The sequence below is a fragment of the Pseudomonas sp. ATCC 43928 genome (genome assembly GCF_005938665.2).
Classification (GTDB): Bacteria; Pseudomonadota; Gammaproteobacteria; order Pseudomonadales; family Pseudomonadaceae; genus Aquipseudomonas.
In genome coordinates this window covers 3,610,166-3,631,737 of the sequence record NZ_CP041753.1, presented here as the reverse complement: position 1 = coordinate 3,631,737, position 21,572 = coordinate 3,610,166, and the positions used below count along the sequence as shown (strand labels likewise).

The following is a 21,572-nucleotide window of genomic DNA, read 5'->3' as shown; positions in this document are numbered from 1 at the left end:
CGTGCCATACCTCTATTGCTCGCCTGCGTAGAAAGGCTTTCATGACCCAGCATAGAAGTGCGCGACTGCATTGCCAGTCACGGAAATACTTGCATAAGAATTAACCCTTTAATGGCTCGGCGCTAGTTGGCGCGCTTGGCCGCTTTACTCAGGTTTGCGGTCAGGCAATACGAAACGATGTTGCTTTCTTCAATAAAGTCGACATTGATAATGTTGCACCGTGTTGCCCAGTCGCTTTTATTCGGGTCAAACCACGAATTAAGCTCATCGTGAATATCTACCGGACCACCGAGAGCGCTATAACTGGTCGCGGACAGGGACCATGGTGCCCATGTGCCTGGCGGGAATTTCAGCACTTTTATAATGTGCTGTTCCAACTCGGAGGCACTGGTGAGGCCGTTGCCAGACCATTTGTGCTCGATTTGCTGAATGAACACGTTCTTGTCAATTGCCCAGTGCCAAGGCGCAGCAACCACAACGCGTTGGCTGTCGCTGAGACGTTTGAGTTGGCCGATGCTCAACGAGCGATTTTGGTTGGGAATCAAGCGGTATCCAAGGAAATGGATCATCATCTTATTGAAGTAAGCGTAATCAAAGGTATCCCCATTCAACTCATGAAAATCCAGGATGATGAATTCATTGGGGTTTTCTTGCAGAAATATTTCTACGTCTTTGACAAGGTGCCCAAACGTGCGGCCGTTACGGTAGCCGTTGTGATGAATGCAGAACTTGCCGAGCCCCGGCGCACTGGCGTCATACGTCAAACGGATGTCAAGCACTCGGGAACCATGGCGCAGTTGCGAGTAAAACGATTCGTGCTGACACGCCAGCCAATGGGCGCCTGGGATCAGCGGCCAGGATGCCTTCCAGTCGCTGCCGGCGTTATGGGTGCCTGGCAGTGTCAATTCGGCGAGCGACAAAGTATCAATCGCCGGCGTGGCGCCCATCCAGTTTCTAAATGCGTAGTTGTTCTGAACAATGTTGTCCATTTAATGCTTCCTTGCATAGTTTGATAGGTGTTGTTGGTTGGCCGAAGTGAGTGACTGCCACCCACTTCGGTCAAGAATTTATAAAGGGAAAGAGAGGGGTGATCAATTGTCGTGATAATGCAAGATGTGTGTATTTAGTTGTGTGTAACTTAGGCGGGGTTTCGGTTTTTCGCCTCAATCCATTGCGCCATGTATTGCGTACTTTTATGGTGGTGATGGCGCAACATACTACCGGTAAAGTTATCGCGTCTAAGTTGAGTCAAGTGCTGTTGGCAGTGCAACAACTTCTTGATCAATGCCGGGCCATGTTCCGACATTTTATATCGATCGGCCAGCAACCTCTGCCCGTGGGATTGGGCCTGCGCCCAAAGCGCTTCATCCTTATACAGCCGCACCGCACAGTCAGCCAGTTCCCGTGCCGTGCGGGCCACGGTCCCAGGCCAGGGATGATTGCCATGCATGGCTTCGGCGCCGATGGGCGTCGTCACCGTGGGGGTGCCACATAACATGGCGTCGACGATCTTGCCTTTGATACCGGCACCGAAGCGTAGAGGCGCCAGACAAATGCGTGCCGCCGACATCACTTGCAAAGCATCTTCTGCCCAGTTCATGACATGAAAACCCTGGGCCGGGTTGTGCAGCGCGGTAGCTTTGGGGGGCGTGTAAGCACCGTAGATATGCAACTGAGCCGTGGGCAGTTGCTCGCGGATCAACGGCCAGATGGCTGTTTTCATCCAGAGCACCGCATCCCAGTTCGGCGCATGTCGAAAATTGCCGATGCTGAGAAAGTGCGCCCGATCTTCAAAGGCTGTCGGCGGCACGAGCTCAGGTTCGACCATCAGCGGACACCAGTGCAACAAGTTGCGCGGCAGCTTGAATTGCTCGACCAGCAATTCGATCTCCACTTCAGAGATCATCAGGTTCAAGTCGCAACGGTACAGCGCAGCAATCTCCCGTTTGGCGAGATCGGTATCAGCCATCAGTTCGAACTCTTCGCGCAACGCCGGCGCGAACAAGTCGCTGAAATCATTATTGTCGTCATTGACCTTCAAGCGATCCTTGAGGCGCTGATGCCGGGCGTGCCGCAAGCTTTGCAGATCCGATGTCTCGAGGACACGCAGGGCATCGGGACAGTATTTTTCGACCCGCCAGCCAAACTGCTCCTCCATCATGAACTGGTCGAACAGCACTATGTCCGGAGCAAGTTCACTGACGAAGTCGTCGAAACTGCTGTTGTTCAATTCAATCGGAATTTCACGAATGCCCAACGCCGTCAGATCAGCCCGATGTTCGCCGGTGCCGGCCGGGCTACTGAAGGTGACGTCCCAGCCTTGCTGCAAGAATGTTTCAAGGATTTGCATGACGTGCCCACCGGCCGCTGAAGAACGGGGCTCGGGCCAGACGTAACCAATGACCAGGACTTTGGTTGCGTTGAGCTGACTCATGACAGTGTTCCTTGGTGTAGGCGAGGAGGGACGAAGAAAAGGCCGCAATTAAACCACAGGAGGCGATTCCTGTGAGTTTGCGGCCGTTTACTTGAGTCGACGGGAGGTCAGCGCCCCCGTTGACAGAGATTTTCTGTTCCAGGCATCTAGGCGAGTGTAGACAGATTAATGATCACAGCCTCCGTGATGTGCTTACCAGTTGCGGTATCGAACTTGCTCCTCATCCGGCCCAGGTTTTCGAGAAAGCGCGGGTAATTGGCCGATCGTTGATTCAGCAAGCCAATAGCCAGGGCGTAAGAGTCGGCGTTCAGGAGTGCAGGAGCCTCGGCAACGATCTTGGGCAAGTCTTTTTTAAGCTGGTTAAACTCACGGAACCCCTTGTGATCGGCATCCCGCAATGTGAAAGGATCTAATCCTTCCGGATGCTTCGCCAGATTCATCAACTGAGTCACATCGACATCGCCGGCCTTACCAAATGCGGGATCCGGGTTGCCATACATCAGGTCAATCGTACGTTGTGAGCCATGAGACATCTCATGCACCACGCCATCAGCGATCCGTCCTTTGTCGAACCTTTCCTTTTGGAAAAAGTCAGTCATATTGTCCGAGTAGATCTTAATGAATCGACTTTCAACCGAGTCAGCGGAGTAATTCGCTGCTTTCCATCGCGCGAAGGTCTCGGGAAGCATTGCCGCCAGCGCGCCGTCCGAAGGTTTTTTTACAATATCTATGTTCTTCAGGGAGATGTGATTGAGGTCTTTTTTCATTTTGCGTAATGCTTCGGTCAGGTGCTCAACAGTTTGAGCGGAACTGTTGCCGAAGAAATACTTTATTACTGCTTTTACTTCGAAATCAGCACTGTTCGCCACCAGTTGATGCAGTGCGGTGTCAATTTTTGTCTGGGCGATCGGTAAGCTTCTTTTGACATAGGCGGAGACGAAGCTATCCGGGAGGAGTTTCTTGCGAACGTAGGACTTGAAACTCAAGTCGAAGTTTTTGAGTTTCTTTCCCCACGGCTGCCCCAGCCGGTTGAGAGCGTACCAGTCATCCTGCATGCGGACCGCCGACACGACGAGAGTATCTCCAGAGCTACCCAGCGGACGCCAGGTTCCTTGTCCGATATCAGTTCGTTGCGCCGCTTTGATCAAGTCATAAGCGTCAGCGCTGCCGGTCAGTCTTCGAAGCTGATGGGTTGCACTTTCCAAAGAGTTCAAGCCAGCTCGACTGATACCCCATACACCTTTCTTTAAATACTTTCCGACGCCCAGGATCAGCTCTGGCGTACCGTCCAGCGGGTTGAACACAGAGTGGAGAAACCCTAGGCCCAACTTGGCTAGCGCTCTGGTCTTCGAGGCCGTGGAAACGGCCTTTGCCGCAACGCTAGCGGCTTTTGCGGCGACGCCAACAACCAGCAAAACGGTCATCGCTAGTTCAAGCGTGCAGGACAACGTACTGCCCCTGTTACGGTCCGGATCGTCGGAGAAGAAGTCTTCGATGCAGGATTTAAAAGGCACAATAATATTAATGAATGTCTCGAATTGTTGTTCTTCCTTTGAGTGTCTTTGCTCCAGTTCCGTTCGGCCCCGTGCGTCTTCTATCAGTTCGTCGTACGTCCAGAGGGGGCGATGCTTCAAAATGAAATTTGTCAGGGGGCTGAATTCTTCGCTTTGATAGCTCTCATAATAACCAGGCTTAATAGTGCGTGTTGTTTTTACCGATGCGTTCAATGATCCCAGTTTTTCAATTACCCCATGACTGGACCGGGTGTTGCCGGGTGGAACTCCATGGGTATAGCTCTCTATATCAGTTGGCAAATTGTGGATTTTTTCGGCTTTGCTCAAACTGTTGATGTGATCGGTAAAGTCCAGTCTCGCAGGTTGTGCCAGCAGACCTTCTTTTTGCACAAGTGCTGCCAGTTGAGGGTTCTCCCTGCATTCACCGTGTAAGGTGAACAGTTCATAACAATACAACCGGCCTTCATATTTCGAGCACATCACGACGCCATAGCGACCCGTGGCTTCATCTTTGGCTTTCTGTTTTTCCTGAGGAAACAAATCGGGAGGCTGGATGATGGCAACCGAGGGTCGGATAGTGAAGAAAGTGACTTCACCGCACAGCAAACGAACCCGGTCAGCCGGCGGTAACGCCGACAAAGCCAGCTTGACAATACTGGCCATCGCTTTTTCCAATGGCGCATAAGCCTGGTCAAAACGACGTTTGAAAATCCCCTCCGTAGAGACCAGATTAGGCACAAGGTGCGGAAATCTCTGGTAGAGACTAGGGCTTCTTTTCAAATCCCAGTTCAGTGTCCCCAGATGGTTGGACATGTTGAGCTCTACCATGGACATGGCTAACGGCTCGAAATTGTTGAACTCGTGCCAACCCCGTTGTTTCTCGAACAGTATTTTTTCGTCGATGAAATCGCAGTCCGGCACGATCTGCTCAAGTATCTCCCGGGAAATCGCTTTTCGGCTGGGCAGTGGGGTCGATAACGTGGCGACTGCTTGCGAATAGGCATCTGCAAAGGTCTGATAAGCCTCAATGGCACGATCACCAGAACCTTTATAGTCACTGACCACCTGCTCAAGAGTAATCACGTTGTTCAACAGCGCCCAGTCAATAATCGGGTCGACTGACAGCACGCTGTGCAGAATTTCCTGCTCCTTGTTGACTGGCTCAATCGCTTCAAGTTGCATGACGTTGGCAAATGTCATGGAAAGCACGGAACCGCAAGCGTTGGCTTCTGCTATGGCAACGCCCCGACAGAACGTAATCCATTCGGGGGTGCCCAGTCGCAATGATTCGGGCAGATTTCTTACCAGAAATTCGGGTGCCCTGCCTGCCAGCAGCAAGTAGGCGGCGAGCGTACTGGTGTTAGAAGGAATGTCATGCTCATTCTCAAGATGCCGTTCCAGTTTGGTGAAAACCTCTGGAACCGATTTCTCTATGTTTTCAGGTGCATAAAGGTTGTAACCCGCGATGTGATTTCGACGCTCGTCGCCTCCCGCGTCCGGGTAAATGTCGAGAATAATTGCAGTCATGAGCACCTGCTCGAGGTTCAACTCTGAGACGGACTCACCTGATTTGGATCCGTACCAGTCAAGCGCTTTTAAATAACTTTCGGACCAGCTTTTGAAATAGGGGTGTACACCCAATTCATGCAGCAGTTCGCGGCAATTCAATCGGTTTGCTGTTTTCGAACGATTTCCCAATGCAATGCTACACAGGTCCACCAGCAGTTTTCCGCGTCCGCCGATGTGCTGAGCGGTCAAGGTACGAATTGTTTGCCTGTCATCCGCCGACAACACCAAAGCCCTGTCCTCACTGCTCGTGATGGCTTCCCAGTAGTTACCCAATGCAGGGGAAGGGTGGTAGTCAAACTCTAGATGTTTGATCAGGTTTTTTATGCGTTTTACATCTTCGGGCAGTTCGTATTCGTGGAATGTGATCCATTGAGCAACACCCAGCCGATTGTCGAAGAACACCACTCTGTCGATGGTTGCTGCAATATCCGCGATTGCAACCAAATCATCATTGAGGTCCGGATCAAGTTTGGTCTTTGCGGTCAATCGTATTTCGCGGCCATTATGGGAGGCGATGATGTGACCTGCATCGACAACATAGAACGAAGCATCGGGATGGACGGAATAGTAGGCGAGCACTTCTTTAAAGGCGGGCTTGTCGATCATGCTCTGCAACATGACAGCGCCGGGGCGCAGCGCCTGTTCGAACGAAGAACCTTCGGTCACTGTAATGAATAGCTCTTCCCAGTCTATCTGCTCATTGTTTTCTTTTCCGGAAATAGCCTTTTTAAGCTGTGCGATGATTTCGCCTCGCTCGATTTTATCGCTCTCAATGCCTTGTTTAAGTCGAGGGGTGATGTCTTGAGGGTTGGATAGTTGCAAATTATAATTCGCAGCTGTGTGCTGTTGGTCCATTAGTAGTTCCTTCTACTGGTTGTTGCTTAAAGGTGTGGGGATCCTCTTTTAGTTTAAGTTATTGGGCAACTGGCATTGTATTAGTGCCTGTTTCAGGTGGGGTTATAAAGTATTTATGGGTGCGGACTGTTCCGTTGCGGAACAACTAAGAAGCACCGCTATTTTCAGGAGCAGGTGCTTGGCGCGGCTTAAGCGCTTAGTTACGTTTCAAGTATGCCCTTGACCTTATCCCGCAGTTGATCAATCGAGAACGGCTTGCCGATCACATGCATGCCGTCAGGCACCTCGATGCTTTCGGCATAACCGCTGGCGAACAGAATCGGCAACTCGGGGCGCAGCATGCGTGCCTGCTTGGCCAGCTCCCGACCGTCCATGATTGGCAGCCCCACATCGGTCATCAGCAGGTCGATGTGCTGGTCCTCATCGTTGATGAAATCCAACGCCTCTTCACAGCCATCGGCCTCAAGTACCCGGTATTCCAGTTCCTCCAGCACATCGACGATCAGCGTGCGCACGATGGCATCGTCTTCGACGACCAGGATGGTGGATGTGTTGGTGGACATAGTGGGGCTCTCAAAGGTTGGATTTACGATAGCGTCGATCGAAATCGCCGGGCTCTTGCATCAGTATGGGACGGATCACGACAAGTTCCCGAGGCGTTACAAAGAACAATAGCCGCACAAGAGCCGCGAAGAATAACCGCTCCTTTGCGCCGGAGCAGTGAAATGCAGGATATTGCCGAAAAACGTGTCAGAAAAATGGATCCCCTCGGCCGATTTGGGGCAGACTCGATGGCTTCCAACAGTTCGACAAGGCTTCCCATGACCTCTGCGCCTGCGGTTGATGAGCAACGATTCCGTAAACTCCTGAGCCGCAACGTCAGCCTGCCGTTGGGTGTCGGTGTCATCAGCGCGGCGTTCTTTGTCTTGCTGATCACCTATCTGTTGTCGGTGATCCAGTGGGTCCAGCACTCGGACCGGGTGATCAATAATGCCAATGAAGCGGTAAAACTGACCGTCGATCTGGAAACCGGTATGCGCGGTTTCCTGCTCAGTGGCGACGAGCATTTTCTCGAGCCCTATGAGACGGCCAAGCCAAGAATAGTGGCCGCCCTCAATACCTTGCTCGAACTGACCGCGGACAATTCGGTGCAAACCGACCGCTTGCACCGGCTCCAGGCCTTGCAGACGGAATGGGCCAATTACGCGCAATCGATAATCGATTTGCAGCGCGCAGGCGGTGATTACCGCAGCGTCGTCAAGGTCGGGCGCGGCAAACGGTTGACCGATGAGATCCGCAAGCAATTCGAAGACGTGATCGACATGGAGCAGCAGTTGCGTGCCACGCGCAATGAAGAAGTGCGAAGCGCCACAATCTGGAGCATCGCCCTTTATCTGTTGTTCGTAGCCGGTATCAGCGGATTGCTGGCCTATGTCGGCCGCCGGGATCTACTCAACCTGTCCCGCAGCTACAGCGTCAACCTCGCCGCGCAACAGGCCAGCGCCCGGCGTCTGGAACAGCAGGCCTGGTTGCGCAATGGCCAGACCGAACTGGCCGAGCAAGTCCTGGGGCAGTTATCGCTCAATCTGTTGGGCCGCAATATCCTGCAGTTCTGCGCGCAATACCTGGGCAGCGCCGTCGCGGCGATCTATGTCCGTGAGGAGCATGGTGGCCTGAAGCGCATCGCGTCTTACGGTTTCTCCCGGGAACAGGAAGCACTTGAGCAGCAGATTTACAATGGCGAAGGGATTGTCGGCCAGGTGGCGCAACAGGCGCGTCTGATTCGTCTTGATGAGGTGCCAGGGGACTACTTCAAAGTCAGCTCCGGCCTGGGCGAAGGTTTACCACGCAGTGTACTGGCGGTGCCGACCTGCGATGACGATCGCGTCAACGGGGTGATCGAGCTCGGTTTCCTGCGACCGCTGACAGATCGTGACATCGAGTTGCTCGAACTGGTTGCCGGCAACATCGGCACCTCGATCGAAGCGGCGCGCTATCGCCAGCGCTTACAGGAAGTGCTGGCCGAAACCCAGCAACTCAATGAAGAGTTGCAGGTTCAGCAAGAAGAACTCAAGAGCGCCAATGAAGAGCTGGAAGAGCAGTCGCGGGTTCTCAAGGAGTCCCAGGCTCACCTGGAAACCCAGCAGATCGAGCTGGAGCAAACCAACGAGCAACTCGCCGAACAGGCGCAGATCCTGGCCGAGCAACGCGACGCCATGGACCTGAAGAACAGTCAGCTGAATCAGGCCCAGCTCGAGCTCGAGGCCCGCGCCGAAGAATTGCAGCGTGCCAGCAAGTACAAATCCGAATTCCTTGCCAACATGTCCCACGAATTGCGCACGCCGCTGAACAGTTCGTTGATTCTGGCGAAATTGCTGGCGGAAAACCCGCAGGAAAACCTCAGCGCCGAGCAGGTCAAGTTCGCCGAGTCGATCTATTCCGCCGGCAACGACTTGCTCAACCTGATCAACGACATTCTCGACATTTCCAAGGTTGAGGCCGGCAAGCTTGAGGTGCGTCCGGAGAACACCAGCGTTGCGCGCCTGGTGGAAGGCCTGCGAGGAATGTTCGAGCCGTTGGCCGCGGACAAGAAACTGGATTTTGAAGTCGAATTGCGCGCTGACGCACCGCTGATGCTGTTCACCGATCGCCAGCGCCTGGAGCAAGTGATCAAGAACCTGTTGTCCAACGCGGTGAAGTTCACCGAAAAGGGCACAGTCAGCCTGATTGTCGCGGCTCAGCCAGGCGAGGGCATCGCCTTTATCGTCCGTGATACCGGGATCGGCATTGCGCCGGATCATCAGGACAGCATTTTTGAAGCCTTCCGTCAGGCCGACGGCACTACTAACCGTCGTTACGGCGGAACCGGCCTGGGCCTGTCGATCTCTCGTGATCTGGCCACCTTGCTGGGCGGCTCCGTCAGCCTGACCAGCACGCCGGGGCAGGGCAGTGTGTTCACCCTGGTGTTGCCGCAGCACTACATCGAACCGGGCGATACGGCTGTCGAAACGATGAAAGCCACGCCGGTGACCATGCCGCAAGCCATCGTGGTTACCGCGCCTGTGCCGCAGGTTGCCGAGGTCGAAATCGCGCGTTTCGATGATGATCGCTACGGGGCGCCGTTCGCCACTCGTTGCATCCTGGTGGTGGAAGATGAGCCGGACTTTGCGCGTATCCTCTACGATCTGGCCCATGAACTGGGTTATCAGTGCCTGGTGGCCTACGGCGCCGATGAAGGCTACGACCTGGCCAGGCAATTCATCCCCGACGCGATCCTGCTGGACATGCGCCTGCCGGATCATTCCGGGCTGACGGTGTTGCAGCGCCTGAAAGAGCAAGCCGAAACCCGGCACATTCCCGTGCATGTGATCTCGGTCGAAGACCGTGTCGAGGCCGCCATGCACATGGGCGCCATCGGTTACGCGGTCAAACCGACTACGCGCGAGGAGCTCAAGGAGGTGTTTGCCCGCCTCGAAGCCAAACTGACCCAGAAGGTCAAACGCATATTGCTGGTCGAAGACGACGATCTGCAGCGTGACAGCATCGCCCGATTGATCGGCGACGAGGACGTCGAAATCACTGCCGTCGGCCTGGCGCAGGATGCACTCGATTTGCTGCGCACCACGATTTTCGACTGCATGATCATCGACCTGAAACTGCCGGACATGCTTGGCAACGACTTGCTCAAGCGCATGTCCTGCGAGGATATCTGCTCGTTTCCACCGGTGATCGTCTATACCGGACGCAACCTGACCCGGGACGAAGAGGCCGAACTGCGCAAGTATTCGCGCTCGATCATCATCAAGGGCGCGCGTTCGCCCGAGCGGTTGCTGGATGAAGTGACACTCTTCCTGCACAAGGTCGAATCCCGGTTATCCCATGAACGCCAGACCATGCTCAAGACCGCCCGCAGCCGCGATAAGGTGTTCGAGGGGCGCAAAGTGCTGCTGGTGGACGACGATGTACGCAATATCTTCGCCCTGACCAGTGCGCTGGAGCACAAGGGCGCGGTGGTGGTGATTGGCCGTAACGGTCGTGAAGCAATTGAGCGATTAAATGAAGTCGAGGACATCGACCTGGTGCTGATGGACGTGATGATGCCGGAAATGGATGGTTTCGAAGCCACCCAGGAAATCCGCAAGGATCTGCGCTGGCGCAAGCTGCCGATCATTGCGGTGACGGCCAAGGCGATGAAGGACGATCAGGAGCGCTGCTTGCAGGCCGGCTCCAACGACTACCTGGCCAAGCCCATCGACCTGGATCGCCTGTTCTCGCTGATTCGTGTGTGGTTACCGAAGATGGAACGCCTCTAATGGAGCGCAGCGAAATCGAACTGAGGTTGTTGATCGAAGCGATCTACCTCAAATACAGCTACGATTTTCGCGATTACTCCGGCGCGTCGATCAAGCGTCGGGTCAACCATGCATTGAGCCAATTCGAGTGCAATACCATCTCGGCGCTGCAAGAGAAGGTCCTGCACGACCCAACCGCGTTCATGCAGCTGCTGCAATTGCTGACGATTCCGGTCAGCGAAATGTTTCGCGACCCTTCGCACTTCCTGGCGCTGCGTCAGGAAGTGGTGCCGCTGCTCAAGACCTATCCGTCGATCAAGGTCTGGATTGCCGGTTGCAGCACCGGCGAAGAGGTCTATTCGATGGCGATCCTGCTGCGCGAAGAAGGCTTGCTGGAGCGCACCATCATCTACGCCACCGACATCAACCCGCGCTCGCTGGATAAAGCCAGGCAGGGGATTTTCTCCCTGCAGAATGTTCGGGCCTACACTCACAATTATCAGCAGGCCGGTGGTCAGCGTTCGTTCGCCGATTACTACACGGCGGCTTATGACTACGCGATTTTCGACAAGAGCCTGTGCGACAACGTAACGTTCGCCGATCACAGCCTGGCCACTGATAGCGTATTCTCCGAAACTCAATTGATTTCGTGTCGTAATGTGCTGATTTACTTCAACAAAAAGCTTCAGGATCGAACGTTCGGCTTGTTTCACGAATCTTTGTGTCATCGGGGCTTTCTGGCACTGGGCAGCAAGGAAACCCTGGATTTTTCGGCCTATGGCAATCAGTTTGAGCCGTTGGTCAAACAAGAAAGGATCTACCGCAAATCATGAACCGTGCAGGTATTCCTTGTGTAGAAGCTATCGTGATCGGTGCTTCGGCCGTCTTCGTGTCGAGCGGGAACAAATCCCATGCCAAGTGACATCCAGACCAAACTACTGATCGTCGACGACCTGCCGGAGAACCTGCTGGCGCTTGAGGCGTTGATCAAGCGGCAGGACCTCATCGTCTACAAGGCCTTGTCCGCCGACGAAGCCTTGTCGTTGTTGTTGCAGCACGAATTCGCGCTGGCCATTCTCGATGTGCAGATGCCCGGCATGAACGGCTTTGAGTTGGCCGAGTTGATGCGCGGCACGGAAAAAACCAAAAGCATCCCGATTGTGTTCGTCAGTGCCGCTGGCCGTGATCTCAACTACGCATTCAAGGGCTACGAAAGCGGAGCCGTGGATTTTCTGCACAAGCCGCTGGATGTTCACGCGGTCAAGAGCAAGGTCAATGTCTTCGTCGATCTGTATCGCCAGAGCAAGGCGATGAAGCAACAGGTCGAAGCCCTGGAGCAAAGTCGCCGCGAACAGGGGGCGTTGCTCGAACAGTTGCAGAACACCCAGAAAGAACTGAAGCAGGCGGTGCGCATGCGCGATGACTTCATGTCCATCGTTGCGCATGAAGTCCGTACACCGCTCAATGGCCTGATCCTCGAAACCCAGTTGCGCAAAATGCACCTGGCCCGGGATAACGCCGCGGCGTTCACCCTGGACAAAATGCACGCCATGGTCGAGCGCGACGAACGGCAGATCAAAAGCTTGATCCGCCTGATCGAAGACATGCTTGATGTGTCGCGGATCCGCACCGGCAAGCTGTCTATCCGCCCCAGTCGGTTTGACCTGGTGCAACTGGTGCACAATCTTTTGCAGAACTTCGCACCGCAGGTTGAGGCCGCAGAGTCGTCAGTCAGCTTGATCGCCGACCAGCCCGTGATGGGCGACTGGGACGAGTTTCGTATCGAACAAGTGATTTGCAATCTGCTGACTAATGCGTTGCGCTATGGTGCCAAGAGCGCGATCGACGTTCGCGTGTACAATCACCACGGGCAAGCGCGGGTTGAGGTTCAGGATCGCGGTATCGGGATCGGTGTAGAGAATCAACAGCGCATTTTTCAGCAGTTCGAGCGGGTTTCCACCAGGGCCGTGGTGGCGGGGCTGGGCCTGGGGTTGTTTATTTCGCAGCAGATTGTCGCCGCCCATGGTGGCTCCATTACCGTCGAGAGCCGGATTGGCGAAGGCGCCTTGTTTCGCGTTTGTCTGCCGCTGCAGGAAAACAGCCCGATGAACGCAACCTCTGATTGACCACATGGTCGTATCAGCAGCTATTGACCGAACAAAGGTTTTCCATGAGTGAAGATGCACAAGACGTGGTACTGATCGTTGAAGATGACCCTTCGATTTTGATGGTGCTGTCCGCTTATTTGTCGGGTGAAGGTTACCGGGTGCTGCAAGCCGAAAATGGTGAGCAGGCCTTTGAGATCCTGGCGAGCAAACCAAACCTGGACATGATGATCACCGATTTCCGCCTGCCTGGCGGGATTTCTGGCGTGCAAATCGCCGAACCAGCCGTGAAGCTGCGACCGGAACTCAAGGTGATCTTCATCAGCGGTTACCCGCAGGAAATCCGCGAGACCGACAGCCCGATCACCCGCAAGGCACCGATCCTGGCCAAGCCATTCGATCTGGATGTGTTGCAACAGATCATGCAGGACATGCTCTCCTGAAGCTGCGGCAGCTCCTATGCAAGAGTGCTTCAGATTCTGATCATTTCCCGTACCTTCGCCGTCAGCAGGTCGAAAGTGAACGGCTTGGTGATCATCTGCATGCCGGGGTCAAGAAAACCACCGCGCACGGCAGCGTGTTCGGCATACCCGGTGATGAACAACACTTTGAGGTCGGGCCGGTATTGGCGGCCGATTTCCGCCAATTGTCGGCCGTTCATCCCGGGCAACCCCACATCGCTGATCAACAGGTCGATACGCTGCCCGGAGTCGAGTATCGGCAGCGCGCTATCGGCATCGCCCGCCTCAACGAAGGCATAGCCCAATTCACTCAATACGGCGCTGACCAGGACTCGTACCGCGGGATCGTCCTCGACGATCAGCACGGTTTCGCCTTCCCGGGCGTAAGGCGCGTGTTGCAGATCGGCTTGTGTATCTTGAACGAGCTCACCACGAAAACGCGGTAGAAACAGACTGACCGTGGTGCCTTTTCCGACTTCACTGTGGATGGTGACGTGGCCGCGGGACTGTTTGCTGAAACCGTAAATCATCGACAACCCCAGGCCCGTGCCCTGGCCGATGGGTTTGGTGGTGAAGAACGGGTCAAAGGCCCGGTTGATGGTGCTTTCCGGCATACCGTAACCGGTATCGGTGACGCTCAGGGCGATGTAATCACCGGGTTGGAGATTGTTATGGGCTTGGGTGTATTGCGCATCCAGATGCTGGTTGGAGGTTTTGACCAGCAGTTTTCCGCCGTCGGGCATGGCATCCCGGGCATTGAGTACCAGGTTGAGCAGGGCGCTTTCGAGTTGGTTGGGGTCTGCCTCGGCCACCCACAGCTGGTCGTCCAGTTGCATTTCCAAGTGAATGCTTTCGTTGATGCTGCGCTGTAACAGTTCATCCATGGATGCCACCAGGACGTTCATCTCCACGGGTTTTGAATCCAGCGACTGGCGTCGGGAGAACGCCAGCAGTCGGTGAGTCAGGCCCGCCGCGCGGTTGGCGGACGTCACCCCGAGGTCGATCAGGCTGTCCAGGTCCTCGGTGCGCCCTCGGGCCAGGCGTCGACGCAGCAGCTCCAGGCTGCCGATGATGCCGGTCAGCATGTTGTTGAAGTCATGGGCAATGCCGCCGGTGAGTTGACCGACCGCTTCCATTTTCTGCGATTGTCTGAGGGCTTCTTCGTTGTGACGCAATTGTGCCGTGCGTTCTTCGACCTGTTGTTCGAGGGTTTCCAGGGTATTTTGCAGGCGCAGTTCGCTTTGGCTCAGATCAATCAGTCGGTCCCGGGCTTCATACTGCCGTCGTCGCCCGCGCAACGCGGTGGTGACCAGGCTGATCAGGGTCACGGGATGAAATGGCCGCTCGAGAAACGTTACATTGCCCAACTGAGGGCCGAGCCGCGATGCCGGGTTCTGTTCCGGGCCTCCGTGGTGGGTCAGCAGTACGATCGGCAGGTCGGACCATGCCGGTTGCTGCTCGATCAGACCGAGCAGCGGTTCCAGGTCTGCGCCCAACAAGGCCTCGGACGCGATCACCAGCAATCCGGCGCCTTGCTCAAGTTCACTGCACAACGCAACAAGATCCGGGGTGATGATCCCGTCGAACCCGGCTTCGTTGAGTATCATCAGCGCGATCTGGCTGTCGCGTCCCACCGGCGCAAGAATGATTGCGCGTTCGGACATCGCCTCGATGACGGTCACTTGACGTCTTCCTGAAGCAACGGATTACTCGCGCCCATGTAAGTCGGCACGCCGCGCAACACACCCTGGAATGCATCCAGCGGCTCACCGATGGTGATGCCCTGGCTGCTGATGCGGTATTCGCGAATGGTCGATTCGTGGCTGCCGGTGCGTTTCTTGATGATCGAGATTGCCCGGCGAACCTTGCCCAGCGCCTCGAAGTAGCGCAACAGAATGACGGTGTCGGCCAGATAGGTAATGTCGACGGGCGCCTGCATGTCCCCCACCAGCCCATGCTGAGCGACGGTCATGAACGTCGCGGCGCCCTGACGATTGAGGTACAGCAGCAACTCGTGCATGTGCAGCACCAGCGCATTTTCCTCGGGCATCGCGGCCTGATAACCGTTGATGCTGTCGATCACCACGGTTTTGATCTGGCCCTCATCGACATAACGGCGAACCCGGTGGGAGAACTCGCCGGGGGACAATTCGGCGGCGTCCACTTGCTCGATCATCAGGTTGCCGGTGTCTTGCAATGCCTGAAGGTCGATGCCGATGTTTTTCATCCGTTCGAACAGCAGTCCCAGCTCTTCATCGAAGATGAACAGCGCGGCCTTCTCACCACGGGCCACTGCCGCAGCGGCGAAGATCATCGAGATCAGCGATTTGCCGGTCCCGGCCGGACCGAGAATCAACGTGCTGGAGCCCGTCTCGATACCGCCACCGAGCAGGGCGTCCATTTCCGTGATGCCACTGGTCAACTGCTGGCGGGTATAACGCCCGCGGTGTTCGGCTGCGACCAGTCGCGGGAACACATGCACGCCGTCGCCCATGATAGTGAAGTCATGGAAACCGCCACGGTATTTCTGGCCGCGGTACTTCACCACGCGGATGCGTCGGCGTTCGGCACCGTAGGTGGGCGTCAGCTCTTCGAGACGAATCACTCCGTGGGCCACGCTGTGTACGGTTTTGTCGAGGGATTCGGTGGTCAGGTCATCGAGCAGCAGCACCGTGGCGTCGTAGCGCACGAAGTAATGCTTGATGGCCAGAATCTGCCGGCGATATCGCAAAGAACTCTGGGCCAACAGACGGATTTCGGACAGGCTGTCGAGCACCACGCGAGTCGGCTTGACCCGTTCGACCACTTCGAAAATCTGTTTGGTGGTTTCACCCAGCTCCAGGTCCGAGGAGTACAGCAGGCTCTGCTGATGCTCGGCATTGAGCAGGCTTTCCGGCGGCGTCAACTCGAAGATGTGGATGTTCTCATCGAGCTCCCAGCCGTGAGACAACGCGCCCTGGCGCAGCTCGCGCTCGGTTTCCGACAGCGTGATGTACAACGAGCGTTCGCCGGCAGAGGCGCCAGCCAACAGAAAATGCAACGCGACGGTGGTTTTGCCGGTTCCGGGTTCACCCTCCAGCAAGAACAGATGGCTGCGGGACAATCCACCGGCCAGGATGTCATCCAGACCTTCGATACCGGTACCGGCTTTTGCGCTGATCAACTCGTTAGATGTAGTCAAAAAATGCCCTCTCATGACTAGGGGAAGCGAGGCAGCAGGCTTCAAGTGCCTGAAATGGGCTGCCTGATCACTTGACCTTTCGTCGAGTCGGCGGTTCAACCTTTTCTTGCTCTGATTTGTAGCGGCTACCGAGAGATCGTTTATAGCCCTTGCTGCAACGCCGGATCATCCGGATTGAGCTGCTCGAGCTGCGCCAACAGGATCTGTACGTTCTGCAACTGTCCGCTTTCCTTCCAATAGTTGATCAACAGCACGCGCGCTTTGCGATCGGCCGGGTGGCGCTGGACGATTTCCTGCAGCTGTTTCTGCGCGGCCTCCAGCTCTTGTTCACCATGCAACGTGGTGGCCAGGTCGTAGCGGTAATCCTTATTGTCGGGTTCAAGCTCCACGGCTTTGGACAGCCCGAGCAAGGCGAACTCACTTTGCCCGTGATGCAGCAACCAGAGCCCCAACGCATGTTGCAAGTAGGCCGAATCGGGCTGGGCCTTTAACTGCTTCGCCAACAATTGCTGGGCGGCATCGCTTTGGCCCAGTCGATCCAGCACGTCAATCTGCATCACCAGTGCCGGCAAGTTGCCGGGCGCCAGTTGCAACGTGCGCTCCAATGCCTGCTGCGCGTCCTTCAGTTCGGCATTATGCAAATGCAGGCGCGCCAGTTGGTACTGGGTGTCGGCGCTTTCCGGCTGCTGCTTGAGGACCTGCTCCCAAGCGTCAATGGCTTGCTCCAGGGGGCCGAAATACAACCCCAGCTCATCCGGAGACAGCCCCAGCAAGGCGTTGACCGCCGCAAACCGGACGCTTGGGTCGCTGTCATCGAGCAAGGGCCCGAGCAACAGACTTCGCTGTCCATTGGGCACTAAACCGCTGATGCTTTTGATCGCCGCGATGCGTACCTCCGCCGATGGATGTTGCAGGTCCGCATCCGCCAGTTTCAAGGCTTGCGGGCTGGGGTAGTTGGGCAGTTCGGCATGCAGCCAGACGCGGCGTTTGTCGGACAGGTCAGGGCGGCCCAATTGCTGGTAAAGAACCCGCGCCGCCCCCGGTTGACCCATGCGTGCCTGGGTCAGCGCTTCGCTGTAGCCGCGTCGAATTGCCTCCGGCACCACGGGCGTCGTGCTGCGCAAAAAAAACCAGGCAAGGGCGAGGGCAAACAGTGCACAGAGGCTGATGAGCAGATAGCGGCGGGACTGAGGCATGCAGGAATCCGGGAGCTGACAGGCTTTTACAAGGTCACCAGCTTCGGTCAGGCCGGGCTGTGAGTCAAACCCTGGCTCAGTTCAGCACGTAGTCATCGGGCTCAAGGGCCGGTGGCAAGTCGGTTTGCCCCAGCGCTGCCAGCACTTCGCGCTCCAGCGTGCGCAAAATCGCATTGCACGGCAGATCGTTCTCATCGAAGCCGAACGGGTCTTCCAGATCGTCGCCAATTTCGTCGAGGCCGAAAAAGGTGTAGCTGACAATGGCGGTAATCACCGGTGTCAGCCAGCCAAGAGATTCGGCCATGGCGAACGGCAACAAGATGCAGAACAGGTAGATGGTGCGGTGCAGCAACAGGGTGTAGGGGAAGGGCAGCGGCGTACTTTTGATGCGTTCGCAACTGGCCTGGACCTGACTGAGGCTGACCAGTCGCGTTTCCAGTTGGGTATAACGCCATTCGCTGATCTGGCCGCGTTCGGCAAGGGCCGAGCACCGGACGCCGATCCGCTGCAAGAGCGCGTCAGTGATGTTCGGATGCTCTGCGTCCACGGCATCCTGCGTCCACGGCTTGATGGCGCTCATCTCGTTTTCAACGCGCAGGCGGGCGATCAGGCCATGGGCGAACCCGCAGAGCTCACGCAGCATAAGTTCACGTTCGGCCGCCACCATCAGCCCCTGGGTTTGACGAATCAGCGATCGCACTTCGATGATCAACTGCCCCAGATGCTTGCGGCCCTCCCACCAGCGGTCGTAGCAGGCATTGTTGCGAAAACTCATGAAGATCGACAACGACAGACCCAGCAGGGTGAACGGCGTGGCGTTGACCTTGGAGAAATACGCCGGGTGCCAGATCTCCACCAGCACGATTACCGACGCCAGCAGGGTCACCAACAGACTGCGCAAGGCAATGCGCTTGGCAATCGAGCCTTTAAGGGAAAACAACATGCCGAGCAGGTTCGGCTTGGGACGCACAATCATGGGCAGGGGCTTTATAGAGAGAGTGACGCTTTCGCAGCGATTTCAGCCTAGGGGCATGGGGGGATCCTGTCCAATCGCTTTGGCTGACGAAGTGATCGACAGGCTCTATCGACGCAGGCGTGTCCATCGGCGAAATGGCCTACAGGTCTTGTCGACATTGAAACTCGTCGAAGCAAGGAAGCAATGACTACGCTTCCAGGAGATGACTCGATGAGCGCTCCCATGCAACCGCTGCTTCAATACTTCAAGGCCATTCTCAACCCCGGACGCGAGGTGCTGCTGTTTGCCCTGAGAACCATCGTGGCCGGGTTGCTGACGCTGTACCTGGCCTTTGTGTTCGACCTCGACCAGCCCAAGTGGTCGATCATGGCGGTGATCATTGTCAGTCAGCCATTGGGCGGCATGGCCCTGGCCCGAAGTTTCGGCCAGATCATCGGCACCACGTTGGGCGCGGCGGTCGCGGTGTTGATCATGGCCATTTTCCCCCAGGCGCCGCTGCCCTTCATCATCACCCTGGCCTTGTGGTTGGCGCTGTGTACCGCCGGCGGCACTTTGTTGCGCTACACCAGTTCCCAAGCGTTTGTCCTGAGCGGTTACACGGCGGTGGTGGTGGCACTGCTGGCGCAACCCGATCAGGAGGGTACGTTCCTGCTGGCAGTCACTCGCGTGACAGAAACATTGCTGGCGGTGGCCTGCGTGTGCGTTGTCAGCCTTCTGACGGCGCGACCGGAGGCGGTGGCCAAGGGTTACTTCGCCAAGATCGATCAAGTGATCAAACTGCTCGCGACTCACGCGGCAGCGGTGATTCGAACCGAGGAAAGCGAGGCCGATTTCCACAAGCGGCAAATGCAACTGTTGGGCGAGATCAGCGCCCTTGAAGGGCTGCGTCGACATTTGTACTTCGATGCACCACGGTTGCGCAGTTCCAATAGCCTGGTGCAATTGCTTGGCAATCAACTGGTGCTGCTGACTTCGCGGCTGACGGCTTTGCGTCACCAGCGGCAATTACTCACCGAACGTTGGGAAGGCGCGCTGCCGGAAGAGATACAGCGTTTGCGCAGCGAGGAACTGGCATTCCTTGATGAGCTGGCCGTGCAAGGTCGCTCATTGTCGATTGAGGCGCGGCATCATTTTTTGACGCTGCAACAGCGTTTCGATGACCAGGCCTACAAGGCCGAACAACTCACCGAGACGATGCCTGCCACGCTGCGTTCATTGGCCTGGGCACTGCGCTGGGAGCAGGCACGGATGTTGGAGCAACTGGGGCAGATTCTGGAACTGAGCGACGCGATCCAGGAAGGACGGGAAGCCAGTTGCGTGTTCCGCGGCCAGGACAACCCGTTGCATCTGGACTTCACGTTGGCAGCAATGAACGCAATCCGGGCATTTACCGCGTTACTGGTGGCGGGGCTGATCTGGATCGAGACTGCTTGGGATGGGGCCCGTGGCGGGATGATTGTAGTGGGGATTCTCTGTTCGCTGATGGCGACTTTTCCGCGGCCGTTGCTGGCCAGTCAAAGCTTTGCCAGGGGGCTGGGTCTGGCCTTGGTGGTGTCGGCGTTCTATCTGTTCATGCTGATGCCGATGATCAGTGACTTCGAGTTGCTCGCCTTGTTGTTTGCGCCATTGCTGTACGCGGTCGCGGTGGGGCTGGCCAGTCCGCCAACCACTGGCACAGGCATTGGTCTTGGACTGACGACCATGCTGTTGCTGGGGCCGCAAAACGCAGGAATCGGCCAAAACAATGCCATTCAGTGGTTCGAGTTTGCCGGTGCGTATATCTGCGCGGCCGCGATGGCGCTCAGCGTGTATGCCTTGATCTTCCCGTTCAGGCCCGATTTACGAATGCGCCGGCTGTTCAATGAAAGCTGCGAGCAGGTCTACGCTTTGTTGAAGACGCCGGCCACCGATGAACAGCAATTTGCGTTTGAAAGCCGTATGGTCGATCGCCTGACCATGATGTTGGGACTATTGCCGGCGACCAGCGACAAGCACTCTCGCGAGCTGTTCGAAGTCAGCCTCGGGTGCATGGCACTGGGGGTGGCATTGAACCAGCTCAGGCAGCAGGGGCAGAGCAATGCGTTGTTGAGTACGCAACAACAGAACCGTTTGCTGGCGGCAGTCCGAGAGACAGGGCGATTGATCGCCGGGCGACCCGGGGTTGACCTTGTGCAGTTGCTCGGAAGCTTGCATGTCTTGGGCGATGAAATGGACGACTTGCATCTAGACGTACATGAACACCTGTGGTCGGTATTCAGGATGCGCGTGGCGTTGTTGATCGTGGTGTCGTTTCTGGAGCGCCATCGCAAATACTTTCAACCCGCAGACAAGGAAGGAGTGCCAGCCCTTGCCCATTGATCTGGAAGTGGGGGGCGTCTATCTGCCGCCAATCGCCCAGGCGCTGTTGCTGGCCTTGCCGATTTTTCTGCTGTTGGACTGGACCTTGCGCCGCCTGGGGGTATTGCGATTTGTCTGGCATGAAGCCCTGTTCGAAGGCGCGTTGTATGCCTGCGTATGCGCAACGTTGATTCTGGTGATGGGCGCCTGAACTGTAATTTCAACTGGGGCCATTAACGTTGAACCGCGCATCAGCTTCTGAGCGGACTCTGTGCGTTGGCGTACAGACTCGTGCCTGTGAATACACTCAATCTGGGCTCTGTCAGATTGCTGGACGCGCTTTGAGCGATAGTCAACCAGCCAGTTTCTTCATGCGTCCGAGGAGATAGCCATGAGCTTGGGCACAATTCTGTTAATTATTCTCATCCTGCTGTTGATCGGTGCGTTCCCGAGTTGGCCGCATAGCAGGAGCTGGGGATACGGGCCAAGCGGTGGGTTGGGCATTGTGGTGATCATCGTCATCGTGCTGCTGCTAATGGGGCGACTTTGATTGACTGGCGCCGGGCTTGACTGAACAGCGGCATGTTGCTGTTTCGAGCCCCTTGCCGCCTTGTCTGAGGTTCGCTACCTAGCTTGCTGATGAGACCGATGC

The 21,572-nt window shown here is 56.2% G+C and carries 15 protein-coding genes; 7 read left to right on the top strand and 8 right to left on the bottom strand.

Features of this window, described 5'->3' with window-relative positions:
- Positions 1-122: 122 nt before the first annotated feature.
- The 4 genes from FFH90_RS16540 to FFH90_RS16525 all read right to left on the bottom strand — a co-directional run bounded on the left by FFH90_RS16540 (position 123) and on the right by FFH90_RS16525 (position 6,935).
- Positions 123-989: a phospholipase gene (locus FFH90_RS16540; RefSeq protein ID WP_111453624.1), complete on the bottom strand. Its 867-nt coding sequence runs from the start codon at positions 987-989 to the stop codon at positions 123-125.
- Between the two features lie 149 nt (positions 990-1,138).
- Positions 1,139-2,434, bottom strand: a complete 1,296-nt coding sequence (locus FFH90_RS16535; protein ID WP_064618045.1) for a glycosyltransferase — start codon at positions 2,432-2,434, stop codon at positions 1,139-1,141.
- Positions 2,435-2,580: 146 nt separating this feature from the next.
- Positions 2,581-6,372, bottom strand: coding sequence for a hypothetical protein (locus FFH90_RS16530; protein WP_138867611.1), 3,792 nt, complete (start codon positions 6,370-6,372; stop codon positions 2,581-2,583).
- A gap of 200 nt (positions 6,373-6,572) precedes the next feature.
- Complete coding sequence (locus tag FFH90_RS16525) at positions 6,573-6,935, bottom strand: response regulator (RefSeq protein WP_138867610.1); 363 nt, start codon at positions 6,933-6,935, stop codon at positions 6,573-6,575.
- A gap of 258 nt (positions 6,936-7,193) precedes the next feature.
- On the opposite strand from FFH90_RS16525, the gene FFH90_RS16520 reads away from it, so the two are divergent.
- From FFH90_RS16520 to FFH90_RS16505, 4 genes are all read left to right on the top strand, one after another.
- Entirely contained in the window at positions 7,194-10,685 is a 3,492-nt protein-coding gene (locus FFH90_RS16520) for a response regulator (RefSeq protein WP_138867609.1), read from the top strand.
- Entirely contained in the window at positions 10,685-11,497 is an 813-nt protein-coding gene (locus FFH90_RS16515; protein WP_018926029.1) for a protein-glutamate O-methyltransferase CheR, read from the top strand. The genes FFH90_RS16520 and FFH90_RS16515 overlap by 1 nt, the downstream gene beginning before the upstream one ends.
- Positions 11,498-11,575: 78 nt before the next feature.
- Positions 11,576-12,790 carry a hybrid sensor histidine kinase/response regulator gene (locus FFH90_RS16510; RefSeq protein WP_138867608.1) on the top strand — a complete coding sequence of 405 codons (1,215 nt, stop codon included), beginning with the start codon at positions 11,576-11,578 and terminating at the stop codon, positions 12,788-12,790.
- A gap of 44 nt (positions 12,791-12,834) precedes the next feature.
- On the top strand, positions 12,835-13,212 hold the full coding sequence (locus FFH90_RS16505) for a response regulator (RefSeq protein WP_018926027.1): 378 nt from the start codon (positions 12,835-12,837) through the stop codon (positions 13,210-13,212).
- Positions 13,213-13,241: 29 nt separating this feature from the next.
- Here FFH90_RS16505 and FFH90_RS16500 read toward each other — a convergent pair whose 3' ends face one another.
- From FFH90_RS16500 to FFH90_RS16485, 4 genes are all read right to left on the bottom strand, one after another.
- On the bottom strand, positions 13,242-14,912 hold the full coding sequence (locus tag FFH90_RS16500; protein WP_138867607.1) for an ATP-binding protein: 1,671 nt from the start codon (positions 14,910-14,912) through the stop codon (positions 13,242-13,244).
- Entirely contained in the window at positions 14,909-16,411 is a 1,503-nt protein-coding gene (locus FFH90_RS16495; protein ID WP_138867606.1) for an ATPase domain-containing protein, read from the bottom strand. Before FFH90_RS16495 ends, FFH90_RS16500 begins: the two co-directional genes overlap by 4 nt.
- Before the next feature lie 140 nt (positions 16,412-16,551).
- Positions 16,552-17,607 (bottom strand): tetratricopeptide repeat protein, encoded by a 1,056-nt coding sequence (locus tag FFH90_RS16490; RefSeq protein WP_018926026.1) that lies wholly within the window; start codon positions 17,605-17,607, stop codon positions 16,552-16,554.
- Between the two features lie 76 nt (positions 17,608-17,683).
- Positions 17,684-18,583, bottom strand: a complete 900-nt coding sequence (locus tag FFH90_RS16485) for a bestrophin family protein (protein ID WP_138867605.1) — start codon at positions 18,581-18,583, stop codon at positions 17,684-17,686.
- A 210-nt stretch (positions 18,584-18,793) separates the two neighbouring features.
- Here FFH90_RS16485 and FFH90_RS16480 point away from each other — a divergent pair, with 210 nt between their 5' ends.
- The 3 genes from FFH90_RS16480 (at position 18,794) to FFH90_RS16470 (ending at position 21,470) form a co-directional block, all read left to right on the top strand.
- Positions 18,794-20,941, top strand: a complete 2,148-nt coding sequence (locus FFH90_RS16480) for an FUSC family protein (protein WP_138867604.1) — start codon at positions 18,794-18,796, stop codon at positions 20,939-20,941.
- Entirely contained in the window at positions 20,931-21,131 is a 201-nt protein-coding gene (locus FFH90_RS16475; protein ID WP_008026537.1) for a DUF1656 domain-containing protein, read from the top strand. Before FFH90_RS16480 ends, FFH90_RS16475 begins: the two co-directional genes overlap by 11 nt.
- A 180-nt stretch (positions 21,132-21,311) precedes the next feature.
- On the top strand, positions 21,312-21,470 hold the full coding sequence (locus FFH90_RS16470; RefSeq protein WP_105341824.1) for a DUF3309 family protein: 159 nt from the start codon (positions 21,312-21,314) through the stop codon (positions 21,468-21,470).
- The last annotated feature ends 102 nt before the right edge of the window (positions 21,471-21,572 follow it).

Bases quoted from the DNA above. Each gene is read 5' to 3' on its own strand.
- FFH90_RS16540 (WP_111453624.1), bottom strand. From the start codon at position 989: ATGGACAACATTGTTCAGAACAACTACGCATTTAGAAACTGGATGGGC.
- FFH90_RS16535 (WP_064618045.1), bottom strand. From the start codon at position 2,434: ATGAGTCAGCTCAACGCAACCAAAGTCCTGGTCATTGGTTACGTCTGG.
- FFH90_RS16530 (WP_138867611.1), bottom strand. From the start codon at position 6,372: ATGGACCAACAGCACACAGCTGCGAATTATAATTTGCAACTATCCAAC.
- FFH90_RS16525 (WP_138867610.1), bottom strand. From the start codon at position 6,935: ATGTCCACCAACACATCCACCATCCTGGTCGTCGAAGACGATGCCATC.
- FFH90_RS16520 (WP_138867609.1), top strand. From the start codon at position 7,194: ATGACCTCTGCGCCTGCGGTTGATGAGCAACGATTCCGTAAACTCCTG.
- FFH90_RS16515 (WP_018926029.1), top strand. From the start codon at position 10,685: ATGGAGCGCAGCGAAATCGAACTGAGGTTGTTGATCGAAGCGATCTAC.
- FFH90_RS16510 (WP_138867608.1), top strand. From the start codon at position 11,576: ATGCCAAGTGACATCCAGACCAAACTACTGATCGTCGACGACCTGCCG.
- FFH90_RS16505 (WP_018926027.1), top strand. From the start codon at position 12,835: ATGAGTGAAGATGCACAAGACGTGGTACTGATCGTTGAAGATGACCCT.
- FFH90_RS16490 (WP_018926026.1), bottom strand. From the start codon at position 17,607: ATGCCTCAGTCCCGCCGCTATCTGCTCATCAGCCTCTGTGCACTGTTT.
- FFH90_RS16485 (WP_138867605.1), bottom strand. From the start codon at position 18,583: ATGATTGTGCGTCCCAAGCCGAACCTGCTCGGCATGTTGTTTTCCCTT.
- FFH90_RS16480 (WP_138867604.1), top strand. From the start codon at position 18,794: ATGAGCGCTCCCATGCAACCGCTGCTTCAATACTTCAAGGCCATTCTC.
- FFH90_RS16470 (WP_105341824.1), top strand. From the start codon at position 21,312: ATGAGCTTGGGCACAATTCTGTTAATTATTCTCATCCTGCTGTTGATC.